The following is a 13,567-nucleotide window of genomic DNA, read 5'->3' as shown; positions in this document are numbered from 1 at the left end:
TAAAATGATTTTCTTAATAGGGTATTCTCCTCTCTATGGCTTCATGTGAAGAGCTTTTCTATTAATATATGATAGGTAAGCGTAAAGTATTATAGTTGAACGTGGTTATGCTTCACGGTTTTTATAGGGCGATCAACGAGTAAATTGTAAGTAAGCCCTATTAATACGAGAAATCCACCGATAATTTTTCCGGTTGATAGTTCGTGTGACAGGAAGAAATCGATGATAGTCCCCGTAAACAATTGTCCGATAAAGATGAGTAACGTTAAATAAAATGCTGATATTTTAGGAGTAATATAGTTTGATAATGAGATGACGATAACGCCTACTAATCCGCCTAAGTATACAGCAATAGGTATGGATTGTAGCGTATGACTAGAAATATACAACGAATCTGAACTGAAAATTAAAAATAACATGGAGAAAAATAATCCAGTAATATAATTGAAAAATGTGCCTTCCCAATTTCCAATTTCCTTTGCTAAATTAGCGTTAATAATTCTAGCAACAACGATAGAAACACCAGCTAAAATAGCGATACAAATATATAACATTTTCTTACCTCCATTAATAAATTGTCATGACTATAATTCCAGAAGAGATGAATAATAATCCAATTAATTTTTTCTTATCAAACTTCGAAACTTTCATTCCTAATAAACCGAAATGATCAATAACTATGGAAGCGATGGATTGACCAAGTAAGCTTAATGCAATCGTAATAGAGGCACCAAGAGCAGAGAAACTTATATTATTAAAAAGAACAGTGAATACTCCAATTGCCCCAGCGCTATATAAAAAAAGTGGAATACCTTTATCAAAATGGAGTTTATTTTTGTTAAGGATTAAAACGAAAATAACTGCTATTAAACCGACAAGATGAATGACAACACTCGCTGTATAATTACCGATTATTTCAGATAAAATCCCATTCAATGGGAGCATAATGGCAATAAGCACACCAATAAAGACAGAAAGAAAGTTATACAATGTAATATCCCCTTTTTATATTTCATATTTGTAATGACTGTATCATGCTGAAATTGTGTATTACTATGACATATGTCATAGTGAAAGAAGAAAATTTTGTTTACAATTGGGATGAGTTGTAAAGGTGGGGGACTATGAAGAAAGTATGTAATTCTAATAAATTAGCAGAGTATATGAAACAAAATAATATTGATTCATTTTTTAGTAGTGATATGAAACCATATATGGAACTTATATTTTTTAAAAAGAATGAGTTCATTTGCAGAGAAAACGAAGAGATAGATTATTTATATTTCTTTGTTGAAGGAAAAGCGAAAGCGTTTAACACATTAAGTAACGGGAAATCTGTATTATTATGTTTTTATGACAGTTTGCAGTTGCTAGGAGATGTAGAGTTAATTCACTCTCAAAGAATCAATTCAAACGTACAAGTTATGGCAGACTCATATTGTGTTGGGCTACCTTTAGGGAAAGTGAGAAACCAATTATTTCATGATGCGAAATTTTTAAGATGTATTTGCGGTTCTTTAGCCCATAAATTAAATCGACTTTCAAAAAATAGTACAATTAATTTACTGTATCCACTTGAAAATCGACTTGCGAGTTACATGTTAGCAGCAGGGGAACGGGCGGTTCAGCACGGAAATAGAATTGTGTTTAGTGGGAATTTAACGGAAATAGCTGAATTGTTAGGGACGAGTTATCGGCATTTATTACGTACATTAAATACCTTTTGTGATAAAGGGATAATACAGAAAAACAATGGATGCTTTGAAGTGATGAATGTGGATGTTTTGCGGGAATTGGCGGCGGATGTATATAAATAATATATTAAAGTGGGGATTTAGATGAAAATAGCTATAATTTCAGATGTTCATGGGAACAGTCACGCATTAAAAGCAGTATTAAAAGATATTGAACGTCGCAAGGCCGAAATGATAATCAATTTAGGAGATAGTGTGTATGGGCCGTTAGATCCTTTAGGGACAATTGAAATATTAATGAATAACGAGATGATACATATTAAGGGTAATTGTGATCGCATGCTTTGGGAACCTATGCTACACTGACTTTTGTCCAAAATCAATTAACAAAAAATCATATAGATTGGTTAAAACAACATCCTTCCCAATTTATTGTAGACGATATTTTATTTTGTCATGGTACGCCAACTTCAGATGAGGTGTATTTATTAGAAGAGATGGACGAGAATGGTGCAGTATTAAAGAGTGAAAAAATATAATGGATCAACTCCAAAATATAGAACAAAAAATAATAGTATGTGGTCATACGCATATTCCTAGAGTTGTTTATTTAGCGAACGGAAAAATCATTATAAATCCAGGGAGTGTAGGACTTCCTGCATACAAAGATGAATTACCCGTTTTGCATAAAATGGAGTCAGGAACTCCGCACGCAAAATATGTAGTGATAGAAAAAAATTGGGAGAATGGATAATTGAACAAATTTCAGTTCCTTATAATTGGGAAGAAGCAGCTGGGTTAGCTGTTCAACAGGAAAGGCATGACTGGGCACAAGCGCTAAAGACTGGAAAGGTAGAATGAAGAGGAGTTTTACTTTATAGTAAACTCCTCTTTTTATTTTATGTAGATGTTGAATTATATAAAAATAAAATGTTATGGTTATGGAAACATATGAATGTGTGAACATGTATTCATATATAAGAGGAGGAGGGATTAGAGTGAAAGACCTAATTATTATTGGAGCTGGTCAAGCTGGATTAACAATAGGATACTACTTGAAGCAGGGAGGATATAGTTTCTTATTACTTGAGGCGGGAAACCGAATTGGCGATTCTTGGAGAGACCGCTATGATTCTTTGCAGCTCTTCACACCAAGGGAATATAGTAGTTTACCAGGTATGATATTAAAAGGAGAAGGGAGTGGATTTCCATGTAAAGATGAAATTGCAATTTATTTAGAAGAATATGCAAGGTATTTTCAATTGCCGGTACAATTACAGACTCAAGTTTTAAAAATAAGAAAAGAGAAAGAAATATTTGAATTACACACTCCTACAGAAATTTTACAATCGAAAAAAGTTATTATCGCATCAGGTGGTTTTCAGCAACCATTCATCCCCTCATTTTCACAACATCTTTCATCACATATTTTTCAAATACATTCATCACAATATAAATCACCATTACAAATTCCAAAGGGAAAAGTACTTGTAGTAGGTGGTGGGAATTCAGGCATGCAAATGGCAGTAGAACTTGCAAAAACGCATGAAGTTACAATGGCTATAAGTCATCCGTTAACCTTTTTACCGTTATATCTTTTTAGAAAAAGCATTTTTAATTGGTTAGAAAAAATGGGTTTATTGTATGCCGAAATACATACAAAGAGAGGAAGGTGGTTTCAGAAGCGAAAGGATCCCATTTTTGGTTTTGAAGGTAAGGAACTTATTCGTAGTGGAGCAATAAAACTACAGGGAAAAGTGGTAAGTGCATCAGGAAATAATATTATGTTTCAGAATGGTGGCACGTATAGTGCACAAAGTATTATATGGTCAACTGGTTTTGTTCAAGATTATAAATGGATTGAAATAGAAAAGGCAGTGAATATGAATGGATTTCCTAATCATACAAAGGGAATGAGTCCAGTAAGAGGATTGTATTATATTGGACTGCCGTGGCAATCTCAAAGGGGTTCTGCGCTTATTTGTGGTGTAGGAAAGGATGCGGTGTATTTGCTTTCTGAAATCAAAAAATAGATCAGTAGCAACAGCTACTGATCATCCATATGTACATGAATTAGGAGAGGTCAAACATTTCAAACGTTTATTAGCTTTAGTATAATAGATTTTCATGAAATAAAAAACTGAAAATTACATTTTTTTGTTGAGAAAGTTTTTTGTATCGAAATATATAAAAAAACGGGGATTTCTATTGAAAGAAAATATGATATTTATCCCGCATTAACGGGCAGTAAGATCCCCCACCTCAAAATTCGGCACATGCGAGGAAGTTAGGTGAGAGATCAACTGCCCGTAAAAGCCCGATTGGTGAGGGCTAATAATCAGAGGGACAAAAGTCCCTCTGATTAAAGTTTCACTTTATATTTTAGTAAAGTATGATATAGTCTATATAAGATTGATTTCCTTAAAATATCTTTTTTGTATAGTAATTACATTCACAGTTGGGAAGGGGAACAGATTGTGAAGTTTGATGATCAACGTCTACTAGGAATACGATTAGGTTCTGTACTCATAACAGAAGAAAATCAATATTTAGTAATTAAGAAGAAAGATCATTATGCACTATTAAACATACATAATTTAGAATGCACACATGTCGAAGTGCAGTTAGAACATATTGAAGAACTGCTGCATGAAGATTTCCAAGAAAGTATAACGGAAATTATCGCACCAGAACATATTAAAATTGTGGTGAAAAATGTTATATAAAGAAAGAAGCTGGGAGAATCAGCTTCTTTCTTTGTTTTACTTCGTTAATTATAAGGATAACAATTTTAAAATCTCACCAATAATCCCATCCTTTTGATGAACACCTAAATCCGAGTTCGTCATAATAACAGCGCCATTACCTCGGTATGGATTACATACCATCATACATTGAAATCCAACACCCCAGCCAAGTGAATGAATTTGTAAGTCTTCATTAGAATACTCTAGAAAAACACCTAACCCAGTCCATTTGGTGCATCCTTGAGGAGAAATCATATCTTGTACAGTTTTTTGAGAAAGTTTCAGTTTGCTATTTCCCTGTAAGGACTGAATGATCTCAATAATTAAAGTTGATAAGTCAGTTGGTGTTGTCCAAACGCCTGAAGCTGCTGCGAATGGATAAAATGGATACTTCTCATTTGTTACAGTTCCATCTTTATTATGCCCGCAAGCAAAAGCATCGGTTTTATCTATGTCTTCGGGAGAGAAGAGTGTACTATTTTTCATTTGTAGTGGCTGAAAAATAAATTCTTCAAGTAAAAGGTTGAACGATTTCCCAGTAATATCTTCAAGTAGTTGTTCGATAATACAAAAATTTGCGTCAGAGTAGTGGAATTGGCTTTCTGGTGCATAAGTTACTTCTATAGGTACTGGGCAATATAATGTTTTACCAGCAAGGAGCTCATCCATTTTAGGTAGTTCTTGTGCAAGTGTATAATGTTCAAAACTATTGGGAGGATCAATGATTCCAGATTGGTGACTTAATAAATTTCGCAGCGTTACTTTTTTCTGTGAAGTAAATAGATTGGTAGGGATGTTCCAAGATGTGAGTCTATCATTTACGTCTTCATCTAAATGTACGATTCCTTGATCTGATAACGTTAGTACAAGCATTGAAGTGATGAATTTGCTAATAGAACAAGAATTGAATATGGAATTCGTAGTGACAGTTCTAGTTGTTCCAGATTCAAGTGTTCCGAAAGCAGTAGCTTCATCAAGTTTACCGTCACGTATAACGGCAAAGCTTAACCCTGCAACAGAATATTGGTTCATTTTCTCATATATATTGTTGTTTTTTAAGTTCATGGTGCCCCCTTTCCTTCAAAAGACAGAATATTATTTTTATTATACAGTAATAAATAGAGAGAAGGAGAGAAAAAGAAAACACTTCATCTATTATCGATGAAGTGTTTTCTTAGTTTAAGTTAATTCGAAGTAAAGGCTTTGAAAAATTTATCTCGGTACATGTACATAAGCCATGAGGTTGTTAGTAAGGAAATAATGATTTGTTTGTTTTTAATTGGTGCATTGAAAACAAGCCAGCCAACGATATCAAATAATAAATGTAGTGCAATTGAAAGAACTACAAATTGTAGTAACGTATTTAAAAATCTTTTCATAAAGTATCCCCCTAAAATAAAAGGTTTTATCCCGCATTAACGGGCAGTAAAACTCCCACTGATTAAAGTTTCACTTTATCAACAGTGTTGTATATTACTATTATACATTAAATGTGTCATGTGGTAAAATTTACATAAGTTACTTAAATAAAACATATGAAAGCTAGTGAGGAGGAATAGTCATGGAATTTTGGATGATCATACCGATAGCGGTCTTTGGGTTTATTTATATAGTTGAAAAATTAAATAAAATCGAAAAGAAAACGGATGCGCGTTTAAAGCGGATGGAAGATAGATTACAATTAATTACGAAAGAAATGGGAATTGTAGATAGAGAACCCGAAATTAATAAAGAGTTGCGGCAGCTTATGGAAGAAGGAAAAACAGTTACGGCAGTTAAGAGAGTAAGAGAAGCATTTGGTTTTTCAATACTAGAAGCGAAGCAATATGTTGATAAGTTATAAAAAGGTCATCCATTTGGGTGATCTTTTTTCACTGCACCATACGTGTATTTACATAAGCAGCTATTATAACGTGGCCAATTATAATGATAGGAAATACGATTTTTGCATTAGGGGTAGTGAAGACACTACCAATTGTGGCGATAACACCAGCGGTTAAATTATAAAGACCAACTATCTTCGATAACTTAACTTTATCTGACACACGGCGTTCATTGAATCTTGATAAGAGCCAAGTGTATTGTTTTACTCCGATGAAATAAGCTAATGCAAATGAAATGATTGCTAGTATGAATAATGATGGAGAAGCGAAGAGAGTCATTGAGAACACCTCCGTTAATGGACTATAAATAAATTATAGTATGATTTTAAGTTTATTAAAAATGAGATATTTACGATGAAGGGAGATTACATATGAATATTTCGGAATTCCAGCAATATGTATCGAGTTTCAGTAAAGAAAAAGGATTTCAAGATACAACAATTGAAGAGCGTACGATGTATGCGATGGCGGAATTAGGTGAATTAGCGGAAGTTATATTAAGGCGTGATAAAATACAAGATTCGAAAAGAGAGATTGGTTTAGAAATGTTTGATGTAATTTGGAATGTATGTGATTTAGCAAACAAGTTAGAAATTGATTTAGAGAAGGCATTCGAAGAAAAAATGATGATTAATAAAAAACGTGAATGGTAAAAGGAAAGTTAAAAAGCGCACAAAATTTTGTGCGCTTTTTATTAATGGTATGAAAAATATGTAAAAAAAGATGGAACAAACATTTGAGATGAACTGTCTAATATAGGTAATAACTATTTAGTTTGAAAGAAAGGGTGGAGAAAATGAAAAAGAATACATTATTAAAATTAGGGGTATGTGTTAGTTTGCTAGGAACAACCCAATTTGTTAGCACAATTTCTTCTGTGAAAGCGGAACAAAAGCTAGAGCAAAAAGTAATAAAGAATGAGACAGGAACTATTTCAATTTCTCAGTTAAATAAAAATGTATGGGTTCATACTGAGCTAGGTTATTTTAATGGAGTAGCAGTTCCTTCGAGTGGTCTAGTTCTTACTACTTCTAATGGGTTAGTACTTGTCGATTCTTCTTGGGATGATAAGTTAACGAAGGAACTAATAGAGATGGTAGAAAAGAAATTTAAGAAGCGCGTAACGGATGTTATTATTACACATGCGCATGCTGATCGAATTGGCGGAATTAAAACGTTGAAAGAAAGAGGCATTAAAGCGCATAGTACAGCATTAACTGCGGAACTAGCAAAGAAAAATGGATATGAAGAGCCACTTGGAGACTTACAAACAATTACGAATATGAAGTTTGGAAATATAAAAGTAGAAACGTTCTATCCAGGGAAAGGGCATACAGAAGATAATATTGTCGTATGGTTACCGCAATACAACATTTTAGCTGGAGGCTGTTTAGTGAAATCTGCGGAAGCTAAAGATTTAGGGAATGTTGCTGATGCATATGTAAATGAATGGTCCACATCGATTGAGAATGTGTTGAACCGATACGGAAATATGAACTTAGTAGTGCCTGGTCATGGAGAAGTAGGGGACAGAGGATTACTTTTACATACATTGGATTTGTTGAAATAAGAAACTGTGGGAATATAAAAGCGAGGAGAAATAATTTTCTCCTCGCTTTCTTCTAACTATATTTAAATGCGAAGCTATCAATTATGCCTGCATAAGTTACTGAGATTTTAATTCCAAGTATACAAATACCAGTACCGTCATAATTGCTATAACAACGTAAGTAACATCAAGCATTATAAGTGTCTTTAAAGTTTCAGTCATCCTAATTCACCCCTGGTATGAAAATGTAACATAATCTCTTATCAATCAGTTAAGAGATTATAAAGATAACGATGTACATGAAATTTCTTAAGTAGTTTCTATATAAATATATCATATAAATAATGTAAAAAATGTTAAGATGGTGTAAATGTATTGTAAATAAAGAGGTTTCCTCTAAAATCTTTAATCAAAAAATTGATAGTTCTTCAAAATGAAAAAACGCTATTCTTTCTGTTGAATGATAGAAAGAATAGCGTTTTTGTATGCTTATTAGTTGCTAATAGTTCTCTAAATCAATCATCTAGCTATTTGAAAGTATTAACAAAGGTGTCCGTTTTTTAGCGCCAATAAAAATATTATGTCAACAATATGAACTGCCACAAATTTATATATATTATTGTGATTCATATCACATCCTTTTTTCCTAATGGGTATTATGCTTGATTTGTAAGGAATGATTGGGAGAGGGTGGGATGATATGTTTTGTTATCAATGTGAACAAACGCCAACAGGCGGATGTAAAGTGATGGGTGTTTGTGGTAAGAATGAAACAATTGCAAGTTTACAAGATACGATTGTGTTTGGATTAAAAGGAATTGCTGCTTATCGTACTCATGCTGCTCAGCTAGGGTATACAGATGCATTTGTAGATGCTACAACTCAAGAAGCGCTATATATGACATTAACAAATTCTAACTTTAATGAACAAGAACATATTGATATGGCTATGAAAGTAGGGAAATCGGCTTTACGAGTAATGGAGTTATTAGATGAGGCACATACGAATCACTTTGGTGTTCCGGAGCCTGTTCAAATTACACAAAACCATGTAGAAGGTAAGGCAATTGTAGTTACTGGTCATAATTTATTTGCATTAGAAGAGTTATTAAAGCAAACAGAAGGAAAAGAAATTAACATTTATACGCATTCTGAAATGCTACCAGCACACGGATATCCACAACTGAAAAAATATAAACATTTAAAAGGAAACATCGGTAAGGCATGGTACGATCAACGACGACTTTTCGAAAAATTTACAGGTGCCATATTAGCGACAACGAACTGTGTTATGCCAATTAAAGGATCATACTCTGATCGATTCTTTTCATATGATATTGCAGGTTTAGAGGGTGTACAAAAAATTGAAAATGATGATTTTGCACCATTGATTCAAAAAGCGCTTGAACTTCCAGAAGTACATATGGAGTCGGATGAGCAGTTAGTAACAGGGTTTCATCATAATACAGTATTATCATTAGCTCCGGAAATTATTAATGCAGTAAAAGAAGGAAAGATTAAGCGTTTCTTTGTCATCGCAGGTTGTGATGCTCCGGGAAAAGGCGGAGAATATTATCGTGAATTAGCAACGTCGCTTCCGCCAGAAACGGTTATTTTAACAACTTCTTGCGGGAAATTCCGTTTTAATGATGTGAGTTATGGTGTTGTACCTGGTACGGAGATTCCGCGTTACATTGATTTAGGACAATGCAATAATTCAATTTCTACAGTGAAAATAGCGGCCGCTTTAGCTGATGCTTTTCAATGTGAAGTGAATGAATTGCCAGTGAGTATTGTTCTATCATGGTTCGAACAAAAAGCGGTTGCCATTTTACTTGGGCTATTTAGTCTTGGTATTCAAGATATTCGCATTGGTCCAAAGGCACCTGAATTTATTTCACCTGGTGTGCTTGATGTATTACAAGAAACATTCGGTTTAAAACTAATTACAACCGCAGCAGAAGACATGAATATGATGTTATCGTAACAAAAAGGATGTCCTATATGTAGAGTTGACTTTATAAAGAATTTGTATGTATTCGCAAGCTCATGTATTAGATGCACAGGTGCATTAGTAGAAGAACAAAAAATGATCCGTCTTTTTAATAAGGAGAGCTAGCCACATTCATTAACTTCGGAATATTATAACGCCCCAAAACAAAAATGTGGAATTTTTGTTTTGGGTATTTCCTTTTCTTAGCTGGATAGGTATGTGGTGAGATTTCTTAAGAAGAAAATAGGCAGTATCCAATAGATAATAGCGGATTTAAGAAAAAATTTAAAAATCGAGTTGACATTCTATCTACATAGTCATACAATGTAGTGGTAATGAGTAATACTGAATAGCGTAGTTTTTAAAAATATATTCAGTATCCAATAGGCAAAAGCGGATTTAAGAAAAAATTTAAAATCGAGTTGACATTCCATCTACTCAGTCATACAATGTAGATGTAATAAGTAATACTGAATAGTGAGGCTTCTCAAAATCTATTCAGTAAAAATTAGCCTTAGTACTCTGTGATACTGAATATAAGTCAGACAGAATAGGGGGTAAAGGAGGATCAGAACATGGAAAATTTAACTGAAATGCTGAAAGGTTCGCTGGAAGGTTGTGTGCTGGAAATTATCAGCCGCCGTGAGACCTATGGCTATGAGATTACCCGCCACCTGAATGATCTTGGGTTTACTGAAGTCGTGGAAGGAACGGTCTATACCATCCTTGTGCGATTAGAGAAGAAAAAACTTGTGAATATTGAAAAGAAACCGTCAGATATGGGGCCGCCTCGTAAGTTTTATTCACTAAATGAGGATGGCCGTCAGGAGCTTGAATTGTTTTGGAAAAAATGGGATTTTGTATCGTCAAAAATTAACGTCTTGAAGTCAAATTAGCTTCATAAGATAAGTATTGCGTCCGATATTTTGGAGTTTCTTGTTCTGCTTTATAAAAAAGGAGGAAAAATAATATGATGGAAATGTTCAAAAAATTAATTGGTGATAAAAGAGAGTACAAAATGATGATGGCACGGGTTGGGGCTCTGCCAGAGGACTATCAGTTTGTGTTTAAGAAAATCCAAAACTACATGTGGAATTTTTCAGCGGGTAACGGGATGGATATGCTACACATACAGTATGAATTAATCGATTTGTTTGAAGCCGGTGCGGCGGAAGGCAGACAAGTGCTGGAAATCACTGGGGAGGACGTGGCATCCTTTGCTGACGAACTAGTGGCAAATGCTAAAACTTATGTTTCCAAGTATCGTGAAGATTTGAACGAAAGTATCATGAAGCAATTGAGAAAAAAATAAATGCAACAGGTAATACCGACTGATTAGCTGGTTACAAATGTGAATTGCCACCATCGCTATTCAGTTATATTTTTAAACCAGTACTAAGTAATACAGATTATCAGTAATACTAAATAGAGGAGTGCAGGCAGTCTAACTTTACAAAACATTTTTCAAGGAGGAAAAAAGCATGAGCAACACAGCGATTTCTGTAAAAGGGTTAAAAAAATCCTTTAAAGATAAGGAAGTGTTAAAAGGGGTGGATTTTGAAGTGCAGCGTGGCGAAATTTTCGCACTGCTGGGCTCAAATGGAGCGGGCAAGACGACGATAGTCAATATCCTCTCGACGCTGATGAAGCAAGATGGCGGCGAAGTAGGTATTTGTGGTTTTGACGTCCAGCGTCAACCGGATCATGTTCGTCAAAGTATCAGTTTGACAGGGCAGTTTGCAGCTTTAGACGGTATGCTCACGGGGAGAGAAAACTTGATAATGATTGCCAATTTGCGTGGAGTTTCTAGTCCTGCTCAAGTCGCTGATAATTTGCTTGCAAGATTCAGCCTGACTGATGCAGCCAACCAGAGGGCAGACCAGTACTCAGGTGGGATGAAGCGCCGGCTTGACATCGCGATGAGTTTGATTGGGACGCCAGCAGTCATTTTTCTCGATGAACCGACGACAGGGCTTGACCCCGAAGCGCGGATTGAAGTGTGGGATGCCGTCAAGGAACTTGCCGGCGGAGGCACAACCATCTTGCTGACAACTCAGTACTTGGAGGAAGCCGAACAACTGGCGGACCGTATCGCTATCTTGCATGGTGGAAAAATTATTACGACTGGTACTCTTACAGAACTTAAAGAGATGTTCCCGCCAACAAAAGTGGAGTATATCGAGAAGCAGCCGACATTGGAAGAAATTTTCCTTGCGATCATTGGCAAAAAGGAGGAGATGTAAATGAATAGCAAAACAGGGGTATTATTAGGGCGTTTAATGCGCAACATTATGCGCAGTCCGGATACAATTATTACGGTAGCGATTACGCCGATTATGATGATGCTGTTGTTTGTCTACGTATTTGGCGGCGCCATAAAGACAGGAACGGATAACTACGTCAATTATTTATTGCCGGGAATCTTGCTGATGGCTATCGCATCCGGTGTCGCTTACACTTCCGTACGGTTGTTTACGGATGTAAAGAGCGGGCTGATGGCACGTTTCATTACTATGCCTATCAAGCGTTCGTCGGTATTATGGGCTCACGTATTAACATCACTTGTTGCTAATGTGCTTACTATCGTGGTGGTTATCCTTGTTGCGCTCTTAATGGGCTTCCGTTCCAGTGCTAATATTCTGGATTGGCTCGCGGTAGCTGGAATACTCGGGATGTTTACGCTGGCGCTGACATGGTTGGCTATCATTCCTGGATTGACAGCGAAGTCTATGGAAGGGGCGACAGCCTACTCGTACCCACTAATTTTTCTGCCCTTTATTAGTTCGGCCTTTGTTCCTACCGAAACTATGCCAAAAATTGTTCGTGCGTTCGCTGAAAACCAGCCTGTGACTTCAATCGTGAATGCGATTCGTGCCCTCTTATATGAAGGGACTGTTGGCAACGATATTTGGATTGCACTTGCTTGGTGCGTTGGCATTATGGTTATCGCTTACTTCTTCGCTGGTAAAGCATTTAAACGTCAGTTAGGGTAAAACCATCAGTTCGGTGTTCTATTGCAACTAAATCTTCTGAAATAATATATATGTTTGGAAAAGTGGATTAAAATCACATCAATCTTAGTTAATGCTATAGTTGTTGGTATTTTTACTGGTTGCGTAGTTGGTACGTAAGTAGGATCAGACGTTGAGAAAAAGCAGACTGAGAGAGTTAAAAGGGAAGAGATAATATTTTGACCTCAATTCTAATTGCCATATAATAAATGCAATTTTTATACATGAAAAGCCCACCTATTTCCGTAGGTGGGCTATATCTTTACTACACAATTCGAAAGTATACTCTCCTTTTCTAAATATGTAATTATGCATATTTAGAAAAAACTACACTTAATAAATATTACATATAGTAAATGGAAACTTATGGTGTAATTCTTTTAACAGGCTTAACATGATAACCATTATATAAGGTGCGTAGGCTCCTTTGTAAAAGTTCTTCTTTTCTGAAAAATGAATATTAATTCGTTATATGTAATAAAAATTCATGGGAATAATTTTATGTTTTCTAAATTTATTCCTTTACATCAATGTGTATTATTTATTACAACAGCTTCATGTCAAAGATAAGATGTGAAAGCAAAGGGAAATATAAGTATCTTTATAACGAGTTCCTAATATAATCAATGTGTTAACGAAAGGAACTCTGTATTATGTTTATTTTTCTATTAACTAATACAGCTTCAAAAA

The 13,567-nt window shown here is 35.0% G+C and carries 16 protein-coding genes and 2 pseudogenes; 13 read left to right on the top strand and 5 right to left on the bottom strand.

What is annotated here, in order from left to right; translation table 11 throughout:
* Positions 1 to 89: 89 nt before the first annotated feature.
* Both MR155_RS14645 and MR155_RS14640 read right to left on the bottom strand, forming a co-directional pair.
* Positions 90 to 554, bottom strand: coding sequence for a DMT family transporter (locus MR155_RS14645; RefSeq protein ID WP_016100928.1), 465 nt, complete (start codon positions 552 to 554; stop codon positions 90 to 92).
* Positions 555 to 567: 13 nt separating this feature from the next.
* Positions 568 to 990, bottom strand: a complete 423-nt coding sequence (locus MR155_RS14640) for a DMT family transporter (protein ID WP_002185273.1) — start codon at positions 988 to 990, stop codon at positions 568 to 570.
* 134 nt (positions 991 to 1,124) lie between these two features.
* Between MR155_RS14640 and yeiL the strand changes: the two genes are divergently transcribed.
* From yeiL to MR155_RS14620, 4 genes and pseudogenes are all read left to right on the top strand, one after another.
* On the top strand, positions 1,125 to 1,817 hold the full coding sequence (gene yeiL, locus MR155_RS14635) for a transcriptional regulator YeiL (protein ID WP_242310331.1): 693 nt from the start codon (positions 1,125 to 1,127) through the stop codon (positions 1,815 to 1,817).
* 21 nt (positions 1,818 to 1,838) lie between these two features.
* Positions 1,839 to 2,555: pseudogene (locus MR155_RS14630) on the top strand (metallophosphoesterase family protein).
* Positions 2,556 to 2,692: 137 nt separating this feature from the next.
* The gene (locus MR155_RS14625) at positions 2,693 to 3,727 is read left to right on the top strand and encodes a flavin-containing monooxygenase (protein WP_242310330.1); all 1,035 of its coding nucleotides are present in this window, start codon (positions 2,693 to 2,695) and stop codon (positions 3,725 to 3,727) included.
* A 444-nt stretch (positions 3,728 to 4,171) separates the two neighbouring features.
* Positions 4,172 to 4,420, top strand: coding sequence for a hypothetical protein (locus tag MR155_RS14620; RefSeq protein WP_002087603.1), 249 nt, complete (start codon positions 4,172 to 4,174; stop codon positions 4,418 to 4,420).
* A gap of 48 nt (positions 4,421 to 4,468) precedes the next feature.
* On the opposite strand, the gene MR155_RS14615 is transcribed toward MR155_RS14620, so the two are convergent.
* Both MR155_RS14615 and MR155_RS14610 read right to left on the bottom strand, forming a co-directional pair.
* Positions 4,469 to 5,506, bottom strand: a complete 1,038-nt coding sequence (locus MR155_RS14615) for a serine hydrolase domain-containing protein (protein ID WP_242310328.1) — start codon at positions 5,504 to 5,506, stop codon at positions 4,469 to 4,471.
* 119 nt (positions 5,507 to 5,625) lie between these two features.
* The gene (locus tag MR155_RS14610) at positions 5,626 to 5,820 is read right to left on the bottom strand and encodes a hypothetical protein (protein ID WP_000819647.1); all 195 of its coding nucleotides are present in this window, start codon (positions 5,818 to 5,820) and stop codon (positions 5,626 to 5,628) included.
* A 182-nt stretch (positions 5,821 to 6,002) separates the two neighbouring features.
* Here MR155_RS14610 and MR155_RS14605 point away from each other — a divergent pair, with 182 nt between their 5' ends.
* A complete protein-coding gene (locus MR155_RS14605; RefSeq protein WP_219303219.1) occupies positions 6,003 to 6,284 on the top strand; it encodes a hypothetical protein in 282 nt (93 codons plus the stop codon).
* Positions 6,285 to 6,312: 28 nt separating this feature from the next.
* Here the strand turns inward: MR155_RS14605 and MR155_RS14600 are convergent, their stop codons facing one another.
* Positions 6,313 to 6,603: a DUF3784 domain-containing protein gene (locus MR155_RS14600; RefSeq protein WP_219303218.1), complete on the bottom strand. Its 291-nt coding sequence runs from the start codon at positions 6,601 to 6,603 to the stop codon at positions 6,313 to 6,315.
* Between the two features lie 92 nt (positions 6,604 to 6,695).
* Here MR155_RS14600 and MR155_RS14595 point away from each other — a divergent pair, with 92 nt between their 5' ends.
* The 8 genes and pseudogenes from MR155_RS14595 to MR155_RS32030 form a co-directional block, all read left to right on the top strand.
* Positions 6,696 to 6,977, top strand: a complete 282-nt coding sequence (locus MR155_RS14595) for a MazG nucleotide pyrophosphohydrolase domain-containing protein (protein WP_219303217.1) — start codon at positions 6,696 to 6,698, stop codon at positions 6,975 to 6,977.
* 143 nt (positions 6,978 to 7,120) lie between these two features.
* Complete coding sequence (gene bla2, locus MR155_RS14590; protein WP_002137546.1) at positions 7,121 to 7,894, top strand: BcII family subclass B1 metallo-beta-lactamase; 774 nt, start codon at positions 7,121 to 7,123, stop codon at positions 7,892 to 7,894.
* Between the two features lie 679 nt (positions 7,895 to 8,573).
* Complete coding sequence (gene hcp / locus MR155_RS14585) at positions 8,574 to 9,860, top strand: hydroxylamine reductase (RefSeq protein ID WP_002137545.1); 1,287 nt, start codon at positions 8,574 to 8,576, stop codon at positions 9,858 to 9,860.
* Between the two features lie 581 nt (positions 9,861 to 10,441).
* Complete coding sequence (locus MR155_RS14580) at positions 10,442 to 10,762, top strand: PadR family transcriptional regulator (RefSeq protein WP_000429486.1); 321 nt, start codon at positions 10,442 to 10,444, stop codon at positions 10,760 to 10,762.
* 74 nt (positions 10,763 to 10,836) lie between these two features.
* Positions 10,837 to 11,178 carry a DUF1048 domain-containing protein gene (locus MR155_RS14575; protein ID WP_193648986.1) on the top strand — a complete coding sequence of 114 codons (342 nt, stop codon included), beginning with the start codon at positions 10,837 to 10,839 and terminating at the stop codon, positions 11,176 to 11,178.
* 169 nt (positions 11,179 to 11,347) lie between these two features.
* Positions 11,348 to 12,109, top strand: a complete 762-nt coding sequence (locus MR155_RS14570; protein WP_242310326.1) for an ABC transporter ATP-binding protein — start codon at positions 11,348 to 11,350, stop codon at positions 12,107 to 12,109.
* On the top strand, positions 12,110 to 12,859 hold the full coding sequence (locus MR155_RS14565) for an ABC transporter permease (protein ID WP_242310324.1): 750 nt from the start codon (positions 12,110 to 12,112) through the stop codon (positions 12,857 to 12,859). It begins immediately after the preceding gene.
* A 54-nt stretch (positions 12,860 to 12,913) separates the two neighbouring features.
* A pseudogene (locus MR155_RS32030) lies at positions 12,914 to 13,109 on the top strand (PRK06770 family protein); the annotation flags it as partial.
* Positions 13,110 to 13,567: the final 458 nt, after the last annotated feature.

The organism is Bacillus cereus group sp. BfR-BA-01331 (assembly GCF_022663915.1).
GTDB lineage: Bacteria > Bacillota > Bacilli > Bacillales > Bacillaceae_G > Bacillus_A > Bacillus_A mycoides.
This window is presented reverse-complemented; position numbering and strand designations above follow the sequence as displayed.